Origin of the sequence: Paenibacillus shenyangensis, from assembly GCF_000346635.1 — a bacterium.
In the GTDB taxonomy this organism is placed as follows: domain Bacteria; phylum Bacillota; class Bacilli; order Paenibacillales; family Paenibacillaceae; genus Saccharibacillus; species Saccharibacillus dauci.
Window position 1 is genome coordinate 38898 of sequence record NZ_AOIG01000032.1, and the last position, 20211, is coordinate 59108.

The following is a 20211-nucleotide window of genomic DNA, read 5'->3' on the forward strand; positions in this document are numbered from 1 at the left end:
TTCATTCCTTTCCGGTTTTAAAATGGCAAATCATCATCGGATATATCTATCGGTTTACCGTCATCGGAAAATGGATCCTGATTGTCACGCGAGTAGCTGTTTCCATTGCTGCTGCGGTTCGTATTGCTACTGTTACCGCCGCCGTAAGGTGCTTCCTCACGATTACCTCCACCGCTGCTGTTTCCTCCACCATCACGGTTAGACTCCAGGAAGCGTACATTATCAGCAATAACTTCAGTCACGTAGACACGTTTACCTTCGTTATTCTCATAGTTACGTACCTGAATGCGTCCTTCAACCGCTGTTAAGCGGCCTTTCCGCAAATAGTTGGCGCAAGTCTCTGCTAGCTGTCTCCAAGTTACGACCGGAATAAAGTCCGCTTCGCGCTCTCCACCCTGGCTCGTAAAAGGACGATCCACCGCCAGCGTAAACTGCGTAACAGCCACACCTGCAGGTGTGTAGCGAAGTTCCGGGTCTTTGGTCAACCGTCCGATCAAAATGACACGGTTCAACAATCCAATCCCCTCCTCAAACGAGTTTACAATTCAATTTCTTATTTTGTTACATCAACAGTAATGAGATAACGAATAACATCGTCAGAAATTTTCATGATACGCTCAAGTTCTGCAACAACAGCTGGTGTAGCTGTGAAGTTAACAAGAACATAGATACCATCACGAATTTTCTTGATCTCATACGCAAGGCGACGCTTACCCATTACATCGTGCTTTGTAATTTCGCCGTCAGTTGTAATGATGCCTTTGAAACGCTCGTTGAGTGCTTCAACTGCTTCTTGCTCCATTTCTGGACGCAGGATGTACATTACTTCATAATTGCGCATAGTTTTCACCTCCTCTTGGACTAAGGCCCCTGATCATTGCCAGGAGCAAGGAACGAGCACAAACTCGAACCCTATTAGTCTATCAGAAATAAAGTAGAAGTACAAGACATTTTTAATAAGAAAACAGGTTCGCCAACTGCATACCGATTTTCCCTTTTATCCTGTCCCTTGATCTTTTATTCCAGTTTGCAAATAAATGTATAAAATAAAGAAGCTCCACCGCAGAAAACTGCAGCAGAGCTTAGTCACGATGTTTGCCGCGCTCCAGTGCCGAGCGCTATATATACGTAGCAAAATCAATATGGGATGGCGGAGAGAGAGGGATTCGAACCCTCGCACGCCCTAAGACGCCTAACTGATTTCGAGTCAGTCCCCTTATAACCACTTGGGTACCTCTCCATAACATAGTTACGATCAACCCGCCAATTGGAAATGATCGATTTACAACAAAACTGATTATACTTGATTATATGGAGGTTGGCAATATACCTGCCGCAATAAATTCTGTTCGTCTGCTTTTAATACCAAGTCCTAAATATTATCGATCTGCACGTCCTATACTTTGTTTGGGTTTGTTTAGTATGAGCAGATTGAATTCTACTGTTGCCTTTTGGTAAAGAATACTCTCTTATTTGCGTTATCCTTCTTTTGACATTATGATCACATTACGTTTACAGCTAATTTATTCTACATAGGATCGGCTATATGAACGATGAACCGACTGAACATATTGTCTAACCCAACAGATCTGCTCTTCACTAACTGCATTCTCCGTCTATGTTCTATTCATTTATTGGGAAATTGCATACTAAATGTACCGCAACGCTATTTCAACCTGGACAGTAACGAAACTGACGACTTTTATTTTATGCACTGTGTCCCTATATGCTTATACTTTCAAGTTCGAATACTCAAATAAAAAAAGGTTATCCACTGTGGATAACCTTTTAAAGTCTTTCTATTCTTCTCTAACCACTGTTGATAACTTTTTTGCTGCGTTTTTTATTACTCTGGCAAAGGTGTCTCTTCAGCTGCCGATTTCAATACTTTTTTCATGTTTTTCTCAAACTTCGCTCTCGGTACAAGCACACTATGCTTGCAGCCTACACACTTGATCCGGATATCCATCCCCATCCGGATTACCTCCATCTCATTGCTGCCGCACGGATGCGGTTTTTTCATCTGTACGATATCTCCCAGTTGAAACTGCTTGCGCTCCATTCGGTCCACCCTCTCATTGTACTGAGCCGCTAGCTGTTTGCGGCTGTGCATAACTTTATTAATGTGCCTCTGTTATGCTGCCGATAGTTTATCCACAACCATTTTACCAGATTTTCTTGCTTTATTTAATCATTGGATTCCTTTGGATCTCTTTTTTCATTAACTTCTGTTTTCAATACACCGGTTACCGGTGCATTTCCGGTAGTTTGCTGTTCCTGAGGCGCTGCTGACTGTACTTCTGCTACTGCTTTGCGTTCTTCTTCCAAGCGCGCCTGTTCCTTGTCGCGATCCAGCTGTGTTTTGATCGCTGTATGAATAGCTCTTTCCACATCGGCACGTGAATTGGGCTGACACTTGGCGATAATTCGTAGCGAATATTCACCGGTTGTCAGTGTCTGGATACCCAGAATTTCCGGCGCATCCAGTACTTCGTCCTTGTCGTTTTTCATATGTTCGGTAGCCCGGGTAACCAGCAACCGTGCATCTTCCAGCGAGCGATCCATGCTCATTGGAACATCGACTACTGCCAGAGAATTGGACAGCGAGAAATTCGTTACGCTGATAATCGATCCGTTGGGAATAATATTCACTTCCCCGTTCCAGCTGATCAGGCGCGTCGTACGCAGACCCACCATCTGTACGGTTCCTTTATACGTACCGGTCTGAATCACATCACCTACTGCAAACTGATCTTCGAAAATAATAAAGAATCCGGTAATAATATCCTTGATAATACTCTGTGCACCAAAGCTGATCGCCAGACCGGCTACTCCGGCTCCTGCCAGTAGCGGTGCCAGATTGAAGCCAAATTCGTTCAGGATCAGCATAATCATAATAAAGTTGAATACACTGGATACTACATTTTTGGACAGCTCGCGAATAGTGATAAGCCGTCTTGGATTGGCGGCAAGTCGTGTTTTGTCCTTGCCTGCCAGCGAGCGGTCAATCACCTTATTGATCAGTTTGATTGCAATCCGTGTCAGTATAAAAATAATAACGATTCGCAGCGCCGAGAAGGCTATATGCGACCACATGCTGATATCTGTGAACCAGTTCCAGAACCCGCTGGTAAAACTGTTAAATTCCTTGGCGGCATTCTCTGTAATATCCTGTGCCTCTGTAGCCTTGCCTGTTAAAAACAAATTCATGATTCGTCCTCCTTGCTTTTCCGCTTATGTTGGTTGTGCCAGTAGTTCATACCGGCCCTGGTTGTTCTGGAAAATTCCCCGAATCTCTACCTGTTCTTCGCGGACAATCTGTCTGACCTGCTCCAGTTCCGCTGCCGGGAACTGCAGGGACAATGCGCACCCTGCCGTAATTTCCTTGGGCGTCGGGAACATATCGTTTTCGATATCCGCATATTCCAGCAACATCTCTGCCCGTAGTGCCTGCTGGGTCGAATCAAAAGCCATTACCAGACTATCTTCCATCATTACCTTTACCCCCTTCTGTACAGACTATCTCGCCCTGCCACAGATTTGTCTTATGTACTAGTGTAATAATAAATAGGGCTCTTCTTCAATTCCGGCTGCATATACTGCCAAAAAAAGCCGGTACTCCAGCAGACATCCATATCGGATAAATCTGTGAAATACCGGCGATTCAGGAACATTTTCCGCGTCTGGAAATGCCCACACGTACAATAAACGGATCCTATTCACCCCCAAATGAGATAAATAACATCTTCTCTGAATCAAGAAGAGGATTTGGCAATACTGATGGCTTCCCGTTCTTCCGGAGATAGATTGTAAGTGGATTCTCCTTTGACGATCGGCTTGGCATATACGTAGGAGCTATCCCGGTTGTGCAGCCCGGTCAATACGATTCCGTCCATTTCATCATTCAAAAGGGCTACCGAGAAGCTAAGATCACTGCCATGCTCCGAGAACGCATTATACCGCTTGATACCGGTGTAGGCTTGCACTCTGCGCAGACGATCCTCGATCGCCTGAAAGCGCGCCTTTTTCTGATTCTCTCCATCTTCCAGGGAATCCAGCTGCAGCTTCAGATCAAGCAGCAGGCTCTCCAGATCCTCTACTCCATTACCGGACATCATCAATTCATACCGCTTGCGCATTTTCCGCAATTTGGATCCCTGTACCATGACAATGATCAACAAGATCACTACCAGCAGGGCAATTGCACCTACACATACAAATAATTGTTCTTCAATCAGACTATTCAATTCCGCCATCGTTGTCCGCTCTCCTCTTATTTCTTTCCGTACTGTAATGTTCTTTTGTTTTCACTGCTTTTCTGACAGTGGTGGCGTCTGCAGCATGTTATAGGTTCAGGATATTTTCCTGCTTCCGAATTTTACCACTTTCTACCTTGCATTCACCAGATTACTCATGAATATGACTGTAAGATGATCATTTCGGTATAACTACAGCCGTTGTCTTGGCCATTCAGTTGTCCTGACGCGATAGCCACTGCACTGCTTCGATCAATGCCTGTACCTGATCCGCTGTCGTTCCATAACCGATACTAGCCCGTACCGCACCAGTACCGATTGTACCTGCCGACTGGTGAGCAAGCGGCGTACAGTGCATACCTGCCCTGACGGCAATGCCGAATTCACGATCCAATCGAAAAGCAATCTGTGACGGGTCCTGATGTTCCATTATAAAAGATACAATACCTGTACGCTCTCTGCCAAGTTCCGGTCCCAGTACCTGTACTCCCGGTATGGATAGCAGTCCTTCCATCATTTGATGGGACAACTGCTGCTCCTGATTGGCAATATCGGTAACGGACTGTTCCAGCACATGCCGTACCCCTGCCGCCAGACCTGCAATCCCTGGTGTATTGGGTGTACCCGGCTCATAACGATCAGGTCGTACAGCCGGCTGACCGGATGATTCGGACTGACTGCCTGTTCCTCCGTATATCCAGGGTTTGAGCTCCATATCCGGCGCAATATAGAGACCGCCGGTGCCTTGCGGCCCCAGCAGTCCCTTATGTCCAGGAAAAGCAGCCATATCGATCTTCCACTCTTCCAGCGATACCGGGATATGTCCGGCACTCTGTGCGATATCCAGCAGAATACGCGCTCCCCGGCGATGTGCCATTTCCGCCAGCTCGGCTGCCGGTAGTATGCTGCCCAGCAGATTGGAACTGTGGTTACAAATCAACAGGCGGGTGTTAGATCGAAAAGTTTTATCCAGCTGCTGCAAATCCAGCTGTCCCTGTCTGTCCACCGGAATATAATCCACCTGCAGCTGTAAAGCCTCTTTTAGAGCCTCCAGCGGCCGCCATACGGAGTTATGTTCAGTCATGGTAGCAATGACATGGTCACCGATTTCAAGAAAGCCCTGAATCGCCATATTGAGCGCCATTGTTGTATTGCCGGTAAAAGCAATATCTACCGGATTGCGAACATTCAGCAGTTTGCCTAGCACTTTGCGGCAGTCAAATAATACTCTGCTGGCTTTGACAGCCATCCGGTGGCTTCCTCGCCCCGGATTAGCCGCGTCATATTGAAGAACATGCAGCACCGCCTCATACACGGCAGGCGGCTTCGGCCAGGAAGTCGCTCCATGATCGAGATAGATGATTGGGCGTTCCGCTTTCATTTCCGTATCCAATCGTTCCGTATTCGCCTGTTCAATATCCAACCGGATTCCTCCGTCATTACATATTATTCAGCATTTCCAGCAGCCGTTCCAGCTCCTGTCTGCTGTAGTAATTCAGCTCAATCTTACCTTTATCTTTGCTGCTATTGCGGATTTTGACCGTTGTCTGGAAACGACTTTGCAGCGTCTGCTCCACATCGACCAGATACGGATCGGCTTTTTTGTCTTTATCCTTATCATTATCCTTGCGTCTGGTTTCCAGGTTCTGCACGGCTTCTTCCAGCTGTCTTACACTCCAGCCTTCTTCTATTGCGCGGTGAGCCAGCATCAGAATCAGATCTTCCTTTTTGATACCTACCAGAGCACGAGCATGGCCCATGGACAATGTTCCACGTGAAACATATTCTTTCACTTCATCAGGCAGTGATAATAACCGCAGGAAATTGGCAATATGCGAGCGTGATTTGCCTACCCGTGCCGACAAGTCTTCCTGGGTTAATTTAAACTCTTCCATGAGTGCCTGATATGCAGTAGCTACTTCCATCGCATTCAGATTCTCGCGCTGCAAATTTTCAATCAGGGCAATTTCCATTACCTGCTGATCACTAAATGTGCGTACAACTGCCGGAATCGTCTTTTTACCAGCGACCTGTGAAGCACGGAATCGACGCTCTCCGGCAATGATTTCATAACCTTTTAGTACTTTGCGTACAATAATCGGCTGAATTACGCCATGCTGGGCAATAGAATCAGCCAGTTCCTGAATATTGTCATCATCAAATGCTTTACGTGGCTGAAACGGATTGGGACGCAGCTCTTTTAACGGTATCTCGATCACTTTATCATCCTCACTCACGGACAGGGAGGGAATCAATGCATCCAGCCCTTTACCAAGACGTTTACTCATAAGAAACCACTTCCTTTGCCAACTCTAAGTAAACTTCTGCACCTTTGGAACGCGGATCGTAGGTGATGATCGCCTTGCCATGGGAAGGGGCTTCACTCAGCCGAACATTACGCGGAATAATGGTCCGGTACACTTTGTCCTGGAAGTATTTTTTGACTTCTTCAATCACCTGCAATCCCAGATTGGTACGGGCGTCCAGCATCGTCAGCAGCACACCCTCAATCTGAAGATCCGTATTCAAATGTTTCTGTACAAGCCGAACCGTATTTAACAGCTGGCTCAGTCCTTCCAGCGCATAATACTCGCACTGTATCGGAATCAATACCGAGTCGGCAGCTGTCAAAGAATTAATTGTCAAAATACCAAGCGAAGGCGGACAATCAATCAATATGTAATCATAAGATTGCTTCACCTGTGCAATCGCATTTTTGAGCCTTAGTTCACGTGAGATAGCCGGCACAAGTTCCACTTCTGCTCCGGCCAGCTGAATCGTCGCTGGCAGAATATCCAGCCGTTCAATCGCTGTGGACTGAATCGCTTCCCTTGGTTCTACATCATTAATAATGACATCGTAAATGCAATTTTCCACATCCGCCTTGTTGATGCCTACTCCACTGGTCGTATTGCCCTGAGGATCAATATCAATCAAAAGAACACGCTTTCCCAGCGTAGCCAGACAGGCTCCTAGATTCACGGATGTGGTTGTCTTCCCTACTCCACCTTTTTGATTCGCTATGGCAATGATCTTTGACAACTACTTCACCCCAATGTTATGAAAATCGTTCTGTGATCAGCGTCGGATAAGACAGAAAAAGCGGCTGAATGCCGCCTTGCTGTCAGCGTTTTGGTATTTTGATTACAATTTCGTAGTGATCTTCATGATCTTGCTCGGACGTGTCGATCGCCAGGCCGGAACCCGAGACCATATCGATCGACTGACGAATCGTATTTAGCGCCAAACGTACATCCTTGCTGTAGGACACCCGTTTGGACTTTTTCGCCACCTTGCTTTTTTCTTTATAAAAAGCGACACGCGCTTCGGTTTGTTTGACATTCAGCTCTTTTTCGATAATTTCGTTCATCAGGCGCAGCTGAATCTCCTCGCTGTCGAGTGACAGCAGGGCTCTCGCATGTCTTTCGGTTAGCTGACGGTTCATCAGTGACTGCTTGATTTCTTCCGGAAGTTGCAGCAATCTGATCTTATTGGCAATTGTCGACTGGCTTTTGCCAAGACGCTGTGCCAGACTTTCCTGGGTTAATGAATGCAGCTCAATCAGCTTATGGTAGGCAATAGCTTCCTCGATGGAAGTCAGATTCTCCCGCTGCAGATTCTCGATCAAAGCGATTGACGCTGCCTGCGAGTCATTGAACTCACGTATAATGGCCGGAATGGTAGCCAATCCGAGTTTGGTTACGGCTCTCCAGCGTCGTTCCCCCGCAATAATCTCATATTTTCCATTTCGCATCCGCACGACAATCGGCTGAATTACTCCATGCGTCTTGATCGTCTGGCATAACTCGTCGATTTTGGCATCATCGAAAATAGTACGGGGCTGAAACGGACTGGTTGTAATATTCGCAACCGGTATCTGTTTGACTTCATCCCCGCTAGCACGTTCAGACAAGCCAAACAATTTGGAAATTTGTTCTTTCATTCGGTATGAGACCACCTAATCTTATGATAGCAGCACCTGGTCTGCAGGTGTGCTTTATACTGACTCTCTGGCTGCATAATCCGGACCTGTCCTGCTCCGGTATTTTCCATCTGCTCCGTCTACTCATTTTATCACTTTTCGCCCTATAATCCTATGATTACCGTAGAATTTTCTATGAAAACTTCCGTCTGCAATTGTTCTGTAAATACTGTCGTATAGCTGTTTTTTACGGATACCAACATAAAAAAGGCGCCTTGCGGCGCCTTTGGCTTTTTCCTTTATTGTTCCACGTGAAACATCAAATTTGCTTATAGCAGCGGTTCTTTGAGTGGTGTACCCGGCTTACGTGGATACTTCACCGGCGTAGCCGCTTCTTTTTGTATGAGGATAATATGACGATCGGATTCCTCAACCGGCAGCTGGAAATGATGTACCTGCTGCACTTTGCCTCGCAGCAGTCCCAGACTTCGATAAGCTTCCTGAATCTCTTCAGCAGGATCGCTGCCTTTCATCGCTGCGAATGTTCCACCCGTTTTGACAAAAGGAAGACAGAACTCGTTCAATACTGCCAGTTTGGCTACAGCACGCGCTGTTACCAGATCATGCGCATCCCGGTATCCATCTTTGCGTGCTACTTCCTCTGCACGTCCATGAATCAGTTCCACATCTACCAGACCGAGACGATCCACTACACTTTGCAGGAATTTGATTCGCTTATTCAGGGAATCAATAATCCGCAGCTTGATATGCGGGAACAGTATTTTCAGAGGAATACCGGGAAATCCTGCACCCGAACCAATATCGGCAAGGGATTGTACACGATTCAGATCGGTATAGAATGCGAGCGTCACCGAATCATAAAAGTGCTTGTTGTATACCTGATCCCGCTCGGTAATACCGGTCAGGTTCATTTTTTCATTCCATGTGATCAGTTCTTCATAATAATCTTCGAACTGCTGCAGTTGCTGCTCATTCACCTGGATATGGTGTGCTGCGAGTGCTTCTGTAAATTGCTGCTGTACCTGATCCATTATTACCCCCGTGCTGCCGTTACCCGGTTATAGTGCTCCAGATAGACAAGCAGAATCGAAATATCTGCCGGCGTCACACCGGAAATACGGGAAGCCTGTCCGATCGACAACGGGCGGATTTTAGCCAGTTTTTGCTGAGCTTCAATCGCCAGTCCTTTTACGTCTTCGTAAACAATATCTTCAGGCAGCTTTTTCTTTTCCATTTTTTTGAGACGTTCTACATGAGCCTGCTGTTTCTCGATATAGCCGGCATATTTGGTCTGAATTTCGACCTGTTCCTTCATTTCCTCGGTTAGCTCTTCCGGTGATGGAGAGATGCTTTCGATATGAGTATAGCCTACTTCGGTACGACGCAGTACAGTCAGCAGATCGGTACCATTTTGCAGTGGTGCCGACTCCAGACTGGCCAGCAGTTCATCTACCTCTACCGGCTTCACTTTGACTTTGCGCAGACGCTCGATTTCACGCTCTACTTTGGACTTTTTGTCCAGGAACTTCTGATAGCGTTCTTCGGTAACCAGGCCAATCTCATGACCAATCTCGGTCAGACGCAGATCTGCATTGTCATGACGAAGCAGCAGACGATATTCCGCGCGCGAAGTCAAAAGGCGGTACGGCTCGTTGGTTCCTTTGGTAACCAGGTCATCGATCAGCACACCGATATAGCCCTGGGAACGATCCAGTACCAGACCTTCTTTACCCTGTGCTTTGCGTGCTGCATTGATACCAGCCATGATGCCCTGTCCTGCCGCTTCCTCATAACCGGATGTTCCATTGATTTGTCCGGCAGTGAACAGACCTGGCAGACGCTTGGTTTCCAGTGTAGGCCACAATTGCGTAGGTACCATTGCATCGTATTCAATCGCATAACCGTTACGCATCATTTTCACATTTTCCATACCCGGGATCGAACGCAGTACCCGCAGCTGTACATCTTCCGGCAGACTGGTAGACAGTCCCTGTACATAATACTCGGATGTGTTTTTGCCTTCTGGCTCCAGGAAAATCTGGTGCTTCGGCTTGTCATTAAAACGTACCACTTTATCTTCAATCGATGGACAGTAACGAGGACCCGTTCCTTCGATAATTCCGGAGAACATCGGCGCACGATGCAGATTATCACTGATGATCTGGTGCGTCTCCCCGGATGTATAGGTCAGCCAGCATGGCAGCTGCTCATTAGTGGATGACTCAGTTTCGTAAGAGAAAAACTTGGGCTTGTCGTCTCCCGGCTGGATTTCCGTTTTGGAGAAATCAATCGTATCACGGTGTACACGCGGTGGTGTTCCCGTTTTGAAGCGAACCAGTTCAAAGCCCAACTCGCGCAGATGATCCGACAGTTTGAGTGACGGCTGCTGGTTGTTCGGGCCGCTCTCATAAGCCAATTCACCCATGATAACCTTACCGCGCAGATACGTACCGGTTGTCAGTACGATAGATTTGCCTTTGTAGGTTGTACCCGTCTGTGTAATCACGCCGGTACATACACCATCTTCAATAATCAGACGATCCACCATGCCCTGGCGAAGTGTCAGATTCGGCTCATTTTCCATCGTTTCTTTCATACTGTGCTGATACAGGAATTTGTCAGCCTGTGCACGCAGTGCATGTACAGCTGGACCTTTACCGGTATTCAGCATACGCATTTGAATAAATGTCTTGTCGATATTGCGGCCCATTTCGCCGCCCAGTGCATCAATTTCACGTACAACATGGCCTTTGGCCGGTCCACCGATTGACGGGTTACATGGCATAAAAGCAATCATATCCAGATTGATCGTTACCATCAGCGTACTGCATCCCATTCGTGCTGCAGCCAGAGCTGCCTCACTGCCGGCATGACCTGCGCCAATAACGATTACATCGTATTCTCCACCCATATAGCTCATGGGTATTCCTCCTCTATAGCTCAAGCTGAATCTTCTCAGCTGACAGGTAAATTAAAGGCTGCAAGAATAGACTCACAGCCATACTCAAGTAGTATATCGTAAAATGAACAGCGATATGAGAGAAAATGAAAATTAAAATAATTTTAAATAAGTGGGTAAATATAGTATAGCGGTATCTAAAGCCGCCAAGAGCATCTCAATTTATGAAATTCACATGAAATCCTTATTTCACTTTAAAAGGAGGACTCGATATGACAGATCATAATCACAAACCTGGTGAAAAGGTGACCGATTCCGGTCAATACCAGGAGCGCGGACCTCATGAACAGAAAGTGACCGAAAATGAGACTACTGCCATAGAAGGCAAGACGTTCCCGCCGACTGATAAAGCCGGTGACCACTGGACGCTCGTTGATAAAACCAAGCACAAGCGCAGTGGCAAATAAAATACCGATTCTGGATCATCTCTCCCGGTTTTCTGTTTATTTGCCCAGACAGAACTGGGAGAAGATCTGGTCAATCAGGGAATCGGGCGCGGAGTCGCCGATAATCTCGCCCAGCTGTTCCCAGGCCAGACGTACATCAATTTGGATCATATCGATTGGAATCAATTGGTCAGCCGCTTCATACGCATCTACCAAAGATTGTCTGGCTTGTTTAAGCAGACCAATATGCCGCACATTACTTACATAGGTCATATCTGCTGCTTCCAGCTTACCGCCAAAGAATAGGGACGAAATAGCCTGTTCCAGACGATCGATTCCTTCCTCATTTACAATGGACATCGGCACTATGCTTTCTTCCTGTACATATTGCAGCAGCTGATCCATATCCAGCTGACGCGGCAAATCAATCTTGTTCATAATCACGATCACCTGGCGATCACGGATCTGTTCCAGCAGCTCCAGTTCATCTACGTTCAGCGGTTCACTGCTATTCAGTACCAGCAGCAGCAAATCCGCTTCATTTACAGCACTGCGTGAACGTTCCACACCGATTTTCTCGACAACATCCATGGTTTCGCGGATCCCTGCCGTATCCAGCAGTTTGAGCGGGATATTATTAATACTGACGAATTCTTCAATCACGTCACGTGTCGTTCCCGGAATGTCGGTTACAATCGCACGATTATCCTGTGCCAACGCATTCAGCAGTGACGATTTACCGGCATTGGGCCTGCCGACAATCGCCGTAGTAATACCTTCGCGCAGTATTTTGCCTTCATTGGCTGTACGCAGCAGCTCATCAATCGCCTGGATTACCTCTGTAGATTTATCCTTGATCAGTTCGGAAGTGAATGATTCTACATCATGCTCCGGGTAATCAATATTCACTTCAATATGAGCCAGCGTCTCTATCAGTGTCTGCTGTAGAGGCTTAATCTGACGGGACAGCTTGCCTTCCACCTGCTTCAATGCCACGGTAAAAGCACGATCCGATTTGGAACGAATCAGGTCAATTACACCTTCTGCCTGCGACAGATCGATCCGTCCATTCAAAAAGGCACGTTTGGTGAATTCCCCCGGCTCGGCGATACGAATCTTCTGCTGTAGCAACATATCCATCACTCGTCGTACCGCCACAACACCGCCGTGGGAACTGATTTCCACTACATCTTCCATCGTAAAAGAACGTGGTGCACGCATGATCGTTACCAGCACTTCCTCTACTTTTTCCCCGGTTGCCAAATCCGTAATAAATCCATAGTGCACCGTATGACTATCTGCCTGCTGAAGCGGAATCCGTCCTTTAAAAATAGCATCCACTTCCTGTACAGCTTCAGGACCGCTTACCCGGATTACCGAGATACTCGCTTCGCCTACCGCTGTCGCAATTGCTGCAATTGTATCGCTGATCATTGCTGCTCCACCCTTTCCCATTTTCCTATCTATCGTTACAGAATCCTGTTCTGCTGTTTGGCTAAATAAAAAGCAATGATCTCCTGTCCGCAGACAGAAAATCATTGCATGTAAGACTTAACGAAGAGTAATCACTACACGGCGATTCGGTTCTTCACCTTTGCTGACCGTTTTGACCCGGTTATGATTTTGCAGCCGGGCATGTATGACTTTGCGTTCCTGCGAAGACATAGGTTCCAGTACGACTTCCTTGCCGGAGCGAATAACACGATTCGCCAGCCGGTCGGCTAATTCTTCCAGCGTTTTGCGGCGCCGATCACGGAAGTTCTCCGCATCCAGCATAATACGAATGTATTTATCGGAATAACGGTTCGCTACGATATTGACCAGATACTGCAGTGCATCCAGTGTCTGACCACGGCGGCCAATCAGCAGACCCAGATCATTACCGGATATGCTCATAATATAGCCGTCGCGGGTTCGTTTTACATCCACTTCCAGCTCCATACCGATACTGTCACCGATCTCTTTGACAAACTGTACTGCTTCTTCGTAAGAGGAAGCTTGCGCTCTGGAGTCGAGCTCCATCGGTTCGGTATCCGGCTGGACCGGAACGGCAGCCTTGGCTGGCTGTAGCTCCGGCGCGGGCTGGGGAACATCTGTCGGAATAGAAACCTGAGCAGCGGGCTCATGTGTCAGCGTCAGTTCGACCTGCGCCTGTTTTACACCAATCAAGCCCAGGAATCCTTTTGACGGCTGCTGCACTATTCTGATTTGAACATGTTCTTTACTCGTATTAAGACGGGCAAGTCCTTCGGCGATAGCATCATCAATTGTTTTTCCAGACGCAATGACTGTAGTCATTCGATGTTCGGCCCTCCTTGCGGTGGTCGGAATAGTAGAACACAATACTGCTCATGCAGTACATTAGCGGCGTTTCTTTTTGGACTTTTTCTTGTTGCGGTTTTTGTTGGCACCGTTACCGGCAGTACCGCGTGTATCTACCGCTACACCCAGATCGGTAACGATCGGTTGGTTGTTGCGATACAGGAAATAGTTCTGAACAATTGTGTAGATATTACTGTATACCCAGTACAGCGGCAGCGCTGATGGGAAACTCCAGGCCATAATAACGATAATGACCGGATAAATGTACATCATCATTTGCATCGGTCCCTGCATGGAAGCCGGATTCATTTTCATCATCATCCAGGTTTGCAGGAAAGTAGTGATTGCAGCGATAATCGGGAGGATATGCCATTTGTCAGGCTCACCGAGCTGCATCCATAAGAAGGTATGCTCACGAAGAGCACTGTTATAAATAATCGCATTGTACAGGGCAATAAAGATTGGCATTTGAATCAGGAGCGGGAAACATCCGGCAGCCGGATTAATCTGATTCTCCTGGAACAATTTCATTGTTTCCGCCTGCTGCTTTTGCGGATCATCCTTGTGTTGTTCACGCAGCTTTTGTAATTGAGGCTGAATCGCCTGCATCGCTTTGGAGCTTCTTACCTGCTTGAGTGTTAACGGCAAAATCAGTGTACGTACAATCAATACCAGGACCAGGACAGCCAGACCATATTCACCGTTGAACCATTTGGCAAATGTGTCCAGTGCATATGCAAACCAGTATACGACATACCGGTTCCACCAGCCATGATTTAATAAATCTGCTGTTGTATGGGTTTGTACATTGGAAGGCGTACAACCAGCCAACAGGGCTACCATTGCTACAGCAGCCATAAGGAGAAACCATCGTCCTCCACGAGTCTTCAATCGCGACACTTCATAACCCCTCTCTTAACCATTGCATTTCCTTGCAAATCATATCATATTTGCCAGCACAAATAAACCGAAACCACTAGCGTTGTGAACGCTTAAGTAATGAAGATTTGCGCAGTACATGCAGGATACTTTTTTCGAGTTCCTTATATTGAAGGGACAGGGCTCCCTTGCGTACGATCAGTACCATATCAATATGCGGGACAATCTCCCCGGCATGATGACGTACGATTTCCTTGACTACACGGCGCATCCGATTCCGGACAACCGCATTGCCTACCTTTTTGCTCACAGACACACCCATGCGGAATTGCTCAATCTCTTTTTTGTGAAACCAGTACACCACAAACTGATGATTGGCAAAGGAGCGGCCATGACGGTAGACACGGCTGAAGTCGGCTCGATTCCGTAAACGCAGCTTTTTTTGCACCGTAAATTCTCCTTACTGTTTACTTGGGCATCGCTTGCTGAATTATTTATCTAGTGACCCGTTCTCCATTTTATTGCAAAACCATCTGGAAAACAGATTCATTTTCATTATAAAAAGCTTCCTTAACGACGGATCGGGACCAAAATAGATCCCAAAAATCCGGAATTAAGAAAAAAAGACCACCGCAGTGGTCTTTACGTACATATTAGGCACTGATGACTTTTCTGCCTTTAAGGCGACGAGCCGCCAGCACTTTACGGCCGTTTTTAGTACTCATTCTTTTACGGAATCCGTGTACTTTACTACGTTTTCTTACATTCGGTTTGAATGTCGGTCTCATATTGTGCACCTCCTTGCAGGTAATCTATATCCCATATTGATTCTATGTCTAATTCACATAAAAATACCATTTTATATTTAATCATGAATAGTACGGTGGCGTCAATGGATTTTCTGCAATTTGTTAGAATAAATTATGGCCCCCTATGCAATATGAAGCCTGATGCATTCGGGATTCTCTTGAATATACCTGATAAAATCATATTAAGCTATACCTATTCCATAAATTTAAGAAAAGGGGATATCTGTATGAATTCGGAATGGATTGAACAATTGAACAGCTGGCATGAAGAGGAGCAGTATGAACGGATTGCCAAACAGATCGAAGAAATTCCGGCAAGTGAGCGAAATTATGAACTCACCGGACAACTGGCCAGAGCCTATAACAATCTGGCACGTTACCGGGAAGCACTGGAACTTTTGTTGTCCACAGCTTCTGAAGGAAAAGAAGACTACGCCTGGCATTTCCGCCTGGGATATGCCTATGCTCACCTGGCTTACTACGATAAAGCTATTTCTGCTTTTGAGCAGGCAAACCGGCTTCATCCAGAAGATGAGCATGTTCAGGAATTTCTATCGGGCTTCCGGCCTTATGCACAGAAAATGGAACAGGATCGACAGCGGTACGAACAAGAAGCGGCATTATGGAAACAACAGCATGGTGCGCAGCTGCCTTTTGACTCTTTTGACCTGAGCGATTTTTGGGAAGAGAGCGAATATGCTACGGAAAATCATATAGAGCCTCCTTTTGATGAGGAAATAATCCGATCGATTGAGCAGAAGCTAGGTTACAAGTTACCAGCTTCTTATATCGCCCTGATGCATACGCAAAATGGCGGCTTTCCTACCCGTACTGATTTCTCGACAGCAGAAGCCACCTCGTGGTCAGAACATCATATAGCCATTACGAGTATATCCGGAATTGGCAGCCAAAAAGCATATTCTCTTACCGGAGAGATGGGCAGCCGTTTCATGATCGAAGACTGGGGATATCCGGATCTGGGCATTGTAATCTGTGATTGTCCTTCTGCTGGACATGATGTTGTTATGCTGGATTATCGTTTTTGCGGACCTTCAGGCGAACCAGCCGTTGTTCATGTTGATCAAGAGGGTGGATATGAGATCACGTATCTGGCTCCAAACTTTGAAGCTTTTATCTGTGGATTGGTAAATGCAGAGGAATTTGATCTGTAAGGAAATGCTTCTATTTATCCATGAATAACCATCCTCTCTCCTCTCGATAGCTGCAGCTCTTCCGAACTTCAGACTTTTCAGTAGAAATATAAACGGCTAAATACAAAAACGACTGCTATCCGTTCTCTCGGAGCAGTCGTTTTATATATATATCTGATTTCTCTGTTTTCTCAATGCTGAATCAACAGAGGGTGTACTTATCATCCTGTCCTCTTCTCCTCCATTTCCAGTTTATCCACAATCAACAGAAATCCCGAAATTATACACAGTTATTCACTTATTGACAGAAAGCCTGTGTATAATCATTTTTGGTTCTTCACAACTTCCACTTCTGTTCCGAACAATTTATAAACAATATCTAGTGGTGTGAATAACTTTTATACACAACAGATTGAATTTGTGGATAAATTATCAGTTTTCGTTGAAATAAAGGGTTCTTTTTGCTATTATGATATTGTTTTCGTTGTGAATAGATAATTAAAACTTAAAAACTATCAACAGCCTGTGGATAAAGTTGTGAACAATTTCTTCTTATCCATTTTTTATTTTATTCACCGTTTCGGTATTCTGGGGATAAATCATGCCATTTACCATATCCATTATCTATATTTCCGATATCTGCACATGGCTTCAGCCACACATTGGAAGTTTAAAAGGAGTGACAGTCTGTGGACAGCCATACCTCCGAATTATGGCAGCAAATTCTATCTATTATTCAGACAAAGCTAAGCAAGCCCAGCTTTGACACTTGGTTCAAGGCAACCAAAGCGCTGACATTTACGGAAAATCTGATCGTTATTTCAGCACCGACCACCTTCGCTGTAGAATGGCTGGAAAGCCGGTATACCAAACTGGTTAGTTCCACCGTTTTTGAATTTTTGGGAAGACAGGTAGACGTCAAATTCGTCATTGAAGAAGCCGTTCCCGAGGAGACACTTATCCCCCAGCAGGCACCGGTGCAGCCGGCAGTTGTGCAGTCGGAAGAGCCCCTCGCCAATATGCTCAATCCCAAATACACATTTGATACCTTTGTTATTGGTGCGGGCAACCGTTTTGCCCACGCTGCTTCACTTGCTGTCGCCGAAGCGCCGGCCAAAGCCTACAATCCGCTGTTTTTATATGGTGGTGTGGGACTTGGCAAGACGCATCTGATGCATGCGATCGGACACTACATTTTGCAGCACAACCCCAACAGCAAAGTCGTCTACATTTCTTCGGAGAAATTTACAAACGAATTTATCAATTCAATCCGGGATAACCGCGGAGAAAGCTTCCGCAACAAGTACCGGAATATCGATATTTTGCTGATTGATGATATTCAATTTCTGGCGGGAAAAGAGTCGACACAGGAGGAGTTTTTCCATACGTTTAATGCCCTGCATGAGGAAAGCAAGCAGATCATTATTTCGAGTGACCGCCCTCCAAAAGAGATTCCAACATTGGAAGAACGGCTCCGCTCAAGGTTTGAGTGGGGATTAATTACAGATATTCAGCCTCCGGATCTGGAGACGCGGATTGCTATTCTGCGGAAAAAGGCAAAAGCGGAGAATCTGGATATTCCGAACGAAGCGATGATGTATATTGCCAATCAGATCGATACCAACATCCGTGAGCTGGAAGGTGCATTGATCCGGGTGGTAGCCTATTCCTCTCTGACCAATCAGGATGTGACTTCCCATCTGGCAGCCGAGGCTTTGAAGGATATTATTCCTTCCAGTCGCCCCAGAATCATCACGATTCAGGATATTCAGCAGCGGGTTGGCGAATATTACAACCTCAAACTGGAAGATTTCAAAGCAAGAAAACGGACCAAAGCTGTAGCGTTCCCTAGGCAGATTGCCATGTATCTGTCCCGTGAGCTGACAGACTACTCGCTGCCCAAAATCGGCGAAGCTTTTGGCGGACGTGACCATACAACTGTCATACATGCCCACGAGAAAATTTCCCAGTCACTCAAAGTGGACCAAGAATTGTTTAAAGTCGTTAACAGTCTGATGGATAAGATCAAAAATCCATCCTGAACAACTAACAAGCCTATACACACTTTATACACATGTGGATAGGCTTACTTTTATGCGGCTTTGAAGGGGTTATCCACATATTCAGTGCCCCTACTACTATTACTATTAATTAAAAGATATATACTTCTTACATTTTGCGTCCGGTTGGACTCTTAAATGGCATGAAGCATATCCAAGCATGAACAATGCTGATTAGGAGTGAAAAAATGAAGATCCAAATATCCAAAACATATCTCAACGATTCCATCCAACAGGTATCCAAAGCGATTTCCAGTCGTACCACCATTCCGATCCTTGGTGGTATCAAATTTGATGTAAACTATGCAGGCGTCACTTTGACAGCAAGCGACACAGATATTTCAATCCAATCTTTCATACCCGCAGAAGATAACGATAAAACAGTGGTTCGTATTGATCGTCCTGGCAGCGTTGTTCTTCCGGCCAAATTTTTCGTAGAGATTATCAAAAAACTGCCTTCCCAGGAAATCGAAATGGAAGTCAAAGATGGATTCCAGACCTTTATCCGTGCAGGCGCTACCGATATCCAGCTTGTTGGACTCGATCCAGAAGAATTCCCTGTTCTGCCTAGCATCGAAGAAAATCAGCAAATCTCTGTTCCAGGCGATCTGCTCAAAAATATGATTAAACAAACGGCCTTCTCCATCTCTACTCAGGAGACGACTCCAATTCTTACCGGTGTACTATGGAACCTAGCAGAAGGCGAACTGAAATTCGTCGCTACCGATCGTCACCGTCTGGCCAGTCGTACAGTTAACACAGGCGAAGATACCGGTGTTCGTTTTAGCAACGTAGTTATTGCAGGCAAAACACTCAACGAACTGAGCAAAATTATTCCTGACCAAAATCAGTTACTGGATATCGTTGTAGCCGATAATCAGGTATTATTTAAAATTGACCGTGTACTGTTCTACTCGCGCATTCTGGATGGTACCTATCCAGATACCTCCAAAATTATTCCGACCAGCTTCAAAACCGAATTGGTGATCGATACTAAAAAGCTGGCTGATTCGATCGACCGTGCATACCTGCTGTCCCGCGAAGAGAAAACCAATATCGTGCGGATGCAGACGCTGGAAAATGGCGCTGTAGAAATCTCTTCCAGTTCTTCCGAACTCGGACGTGTAACCGAGCAGCTGGACATTGCCCGATTTGAAGGCGAACCGCTGCGCATCTCGTTCAACTCCAAATACATGCTTGATGTGCTCAAAGTCATCGAGAGTGAGCAGCTTTCGATCCAGTTTACAGGCATTATGAGTCCGATTATTATCAAACCACTGGATGAGAGCCGCAGTTTGTATATCATTCTGCCGTACCGTACAACCAACTAATCTCCGGTATTTGTAATCTATTTCCGGATTAACTATATCAGGCTGTCTGTCGGACCAGGACAACAGGTCATTCTCCGGCAGGCAGGTCATGCATTCTGTAAAATAGCCGGGTACT

The 20211-nt window shown here is 46.0% G+C and carries 21 protein-coding genes and 1 tRNA gene; 4 read left to right on the forward strand and 18 right to left on the reverse strand.

Translation table 11 applies throughout. From position 1 onward, the window contains the following. Nucleotides 1-17 precede the first annotated feature (17 nt). The 13 genes from ssb to mnmG all read right to left on the reverse strand — a co-directional run bounded on the left by ssb (nt 18) and on the right by mnmG (nt 11119). The gene (gene ssb, locus H065_RS0122875; RefSeq protein ID WP_017815434.1) at nt 18-515 is read right to left on the reverse strand and encodes a single-stranded DNA-binding protein; all 498 of its coding nucleotides are present in this window, start codon (nt 513-515) and stop codon (nt 18-20) included. A gap of 38 nt (nt 516-553) precedes the next feature. After that, nucleotides 554-841, reverse strand: coding sequence for a 30S ribosomal protein S6 (gene rpsF, locus H065_RS0122880; protein WP_017815435.1), 288 nt, complete (start codon nt 839-841; stop codon nt 554-556). A gap of 307 nt (nt 842-1148) precedes the next feature. Further along, nucleotides 1149-1240 (reverse strand) — tRNA-Ser (locus H065_RS0122885). Nucleotides 1241-1846: 606 nt separating this feature from the next. Then, a complete protein-coding gene (locus tag H065_RS0122890) occupies nt 1847-2062 on the reverse strand; it encodes a DUF951 domain-containing protein (RefSeq protein WP_017815436.1) in 216 nt (71 codons plus the stop codon). 125 nt (nt 2063-2187) lie between these two features. After that, the gene (locus H065_RS0122895; protein ID WP_017815437.1) at nt 2188-3210 is read right to left on the reverse strand and encodes a mechanosensitive ion channel family protein; all 1023 of its coding nucleotides are present in this window, start codon (nt 3208-3210) and stop codon (nt 2188-2190) included. Between the two features lie 24 nt (nt 3211-3234). Further along, a complete protein-coding gene (locus tag H065_RS0122900) occupies nt 3235-3492 on the reverse strand; it encodes a putative Se/S carrier protein (RefSeq protein WP_026136402.1) in 258 nt (85 codons plus the stop codon). Between the two features lie 263 nt (nt 3493-3755). Further along, nucleotides 3756-4256: a DUF4446 family protein gene (locus H065_RS0122905; RefSeq protein ID WP_017815439.1), complete on the reverse strand. Its 501-nt coding sequence runs from the start codon at nt 4254-4256 to the stop codon at nt 3756-3758. Nucleotides 4257-4470: 214 nt separating this feature from the next. Next, nucleotides 4471-5637 carry an aminotransferase class V-fold PLP-dependent enzyme gene (locus H065_RS0122910; protein WP_036630650.1) on the reverse strand — a complete coding sequence of 389 codons (1167 nt, stop codon included), beginning with the start codon at nt 5635-5637 and terminating at the stop codon, nt 4471-4473. 58 nt (nt 5638-5695) lie between these two features. After that, nucleotides 5696-6544 carry a ParB/RepB/Spo0J family partition protein gene (locus H065_RS0122915; protein WP_017815441.1) on the reverse strand — a complete coding sequence of 283 codons (849 nt, stop codon included), beginning with the start codon at nt 6542-6544 and terminating at the stop codon, nt 5696-5698. After that, on the reverse strand, nt 6537-7298 hold the full coding sequence (locus H065_RS0122920) for a ParA family protein (protein WP_026136404.1): 762 nt from the start codon (nt 7296-7298) through the stop codon (nt 6537-6539). The genes H065_RS0122915 and H065_RS0122920 overlap by 8 nt, the downstream gene beginning before the upstream one ends. A gap of 82 nt (nt 7299-7380) precedes the next feature. Beyond that, nucleotides 7381-8199 carry a nucleoid occlusion protein gene (gene noc / locus H065_RS0122925; RefSeq protein ID WP_017815443.1) on the reverse strand — a complete coding sequence of 273 codons (819 nt, stop codon included), beginning with the start codon at nt 8197-8199 and terminating at the stop codon, nt 7381-7383. A gap of 308 nt (nt 8200-8507) precedes the next feature. Next, entirely contained in the window at nt 8508-9230 is a 723-nt protein-coding gene (rsmG, locus tag H065_RS0122930) for a 16S rRNA (guanine(527)-N(7))-methyltransferase RsmG (RefSeq protein WP_017815444.1), read from the reverse strand. A gap of 2 nt (nt 9231-9232) precedes the next feature. Then, nucleotides 9233-11119 (reverse strand): tRNA uridine-5-carboxymethylaminomethyl(34) synthesis enzyme MnmG, encoded by a 1887-nt coding sequence (mnmG, locus tag H065_RS0122935; protein ID WP_017815445.1) that lies wholly within the window; start codon nt 11117-11119, stop codon nt 9233-9235. A 251-nt stretch (nt 11120-11370) separates the two neighbouring features. On the opposite strand from mnmG, the gene H065_RS0122940 reads away from it, so the two are divergent. Continuing rightward, nucleotides 11371-11565 (forward strand): YjzC family protein, encoded by a 195-nt coding sequence (locus H065_RS0122940; protein ID WP_017815446.1) that lies wholly within the window; start codon nt 11371-11373, stop codon nt 11563-11565. 36 nt (nt 11566-11601) lie between these two features. Here H065_RS0122940 and mnmE read toward each other — a convergent pair whose 3' ends face one another. The 5 genes from mnmE to rpmH form a co-directional block, all read right to left on the reverse strand. Continuing rightward, nucleotides 11602-12978, reverse strand: coding sequence for a tRNA uridine-5-carboxymethylaminomethyl(34) synthesis GTPase MnmE (gene mnmE, locus H065_RS0122945; protein WP_017815447.1), 1377 nt, complete (start codon nt 12976-12978; stop codon nt 11602-11604). 117 nt (nt 12979-13095) lie between these two features. Beyond that, on the reverse strand, nt 13096-13842 hold the full coding sequence (gene jag / locus H065_RS0122950; protein ID WP_017815448.1) for an RNA-binding cell elongation regulator Jag/EloR: 747 nt from the start codon (nt 13840-13842) through the stop codon (nt 13096-13098). Nucleotides 13843-13905: 63 nt separating this feature from the next. Next, the gene (locus H065_RS0122955; RefSeq protein WP_026136405.1) at nt 13906-14766 is read right to left on the reverse strand and encodes a YidC/Oxa1 family membrane protein insertase; all 861 of its coding nucleotides are present in this window, start codon (nt 14764-14766) and stop codon (nt 13906-13908) included. 76 nt (nt 14767-14842) lie between these two features. Then, complete coding sequence (gene rnpA, locus H065_RS0122960; protein ID WP_017815450.1) at nt 14843-15193, reverse strand: ribonuclease P protein component; 351 nt, start codon at nt 15191-15193, stop codon at nt 14843-14845. Nucleotides 15194-15398: 205 nt separating this feature from the next. Continuing rightward, nucleotides 15399-15533: a 50S ribosomal protein L34 gene (rpmH, locus tag H065_RS0122965; RefSeq protein ID WP_017815451.1), complete on the reverse strand. Its 135-nt coding sequence runs from the start codon at nt 15531-15533 to the stop codon at nt 15399-15401. Between the two features lie 248 nt (nt 15534-15781). Between rpmH and H065_RS0122970 the strand changes: the two genes are divergently transcribed. From H065_RS0122970 to dnaN, 3 genes are all read left to right on the forward strand, one after another. Then, entirely contained in the window at nt 15782-16726 is a 945-nt protein-coding gene (locus H065_RS0122970) for an SMI1/KNR4 family protein (RefSeq protein WP_017815452.1), read from the forward strand. 668 nt (nt 16727-17394) lie between these two features. Next, on the forward strand, nt 17395-18747 hold the full coding sequence (gene dnaA, locus H065_RS0122975) for a chromosomal replication initiator protein DnaA (protein ID WP_017815453.1): 1353 nt from the start codon (nt 17395-17397) through the stop codon (nt 18745-18747). 206 nt (nt 18748-18953) lie between these two features. After that, on the forward strand, nt 18954-20096 hold the full coding sequence (gene dnaN / locus H065_RS0122980; protein WP_017815454.1) for a DNA polymerase III subunit beta: 1143 nt from the start codon (nt 18954-18956) through the stop codon (nt 20094-20096). The last annotated feature ends 115 nt before the right edge of the window (nt 20097-20211 follow it).

Coding starts and splice junctions, on each gene's coding strand:
- H065_RS0122905 (WP_017815439.1), bottom strand. CDS start 4,256: ATGGCGGAATTGAATAGTCTGATTGAAGAACAATTATTTGTATGTGTA.
- dnaN (WP_017815454.1), top strand. CDS start 18,954: ATGAAGATCCAAATATCCAAAACATATCTCAACGATTCCATCCAACAG.
- rpmH (WP_017815451.1), bottom strand. CDS start 15,533: ATGAGACCGACATTCAAACCGAATGTAAGAAAACGTAGTAAAGTACAC.
- rsmG (WP_017815444.1), bottom strand. CDS start 9,230: ATGGATCAGGTACAGCAGCAATTTACAGAAGCACTCGCAGCACACCAT.
- H065_RS0122890 (WP_017815436.1), bottom strand. CDS start 2,062: ATGGAGCGCAAGCAGTTTCAACTGGGAGATATCGTACAGATGAAAAAA.
- jag (WP_017815448.1), bottom strand. CDS start 13,842: ATGACTACAGTCATTGCGTCTGGAAAAACAATTGATGATGCTATCGCC.
- H065_RS0122900 (WP_026136402.1), bottom strand. CDS start 3,492: ATGGAAGATAGTCTGGTAATGGCTTTTGATTCGACCCAGCAGGCACTA.
- H065_RS0122895 (WP_017815437.1), bottom strand. CDS start 3,210: ATGAATTTGTTTTTAACAGGCAAGGCTACAGAGGCACAGGATATTACA.
- H065_RS0122915 (WP_017815441.1), bottom strand. CDS start 6,544: ATGAGTAAACGTCTTGGTAAAGGGCTGGATGCATTGATTCCCTCCCTG.
- rpsF (WP_017815435.1), bottom strand. CDS start 841: ATGCGCAATTATGAAGTAATGTACATCCTGCGTCCAGAAATGGAGCAA.
- H065_RS0122940 (WP_017815446.1), top strand. CDS start 11,371: ATGACAGATCATAATCACAAACCTGGTGAAAAGGTGACCGATTCCGGT.
- H065_RS0122910 (WP_036630650.1), bottom strand. CDS start 5,637: ATGAAAGCGGAACGCCCAATCATCTATCTCGATCATGGAGCGACTTCC.
- mnmG (WP_017815445.1), bottom strand. CDS start 11,119: ATGAGCTATATGGGTGGAGAATACGATGTAATCGTTATTGGCGCAGGT.
- mnmE (WP_017815447.1), bottom strand. CDS start 12,978: ATGATCAGCGATACAATTGCAGCAATTGCGACAGCGGTAGGCGAAGCG.
- noc (WP_017815443.1), bottom strand. CDS start 8,199: ATGAAAGAACAAATTTCCAAATTGTTTGGCTTGTCTGAACGTGCTAGC.
- H065_RS0122970 (WP_017815452.1), top strand. CDS start 15,782: ATGAATTCGGAATGGATTGAACAATTGAACAGCTGGCATGAAGAGGAG.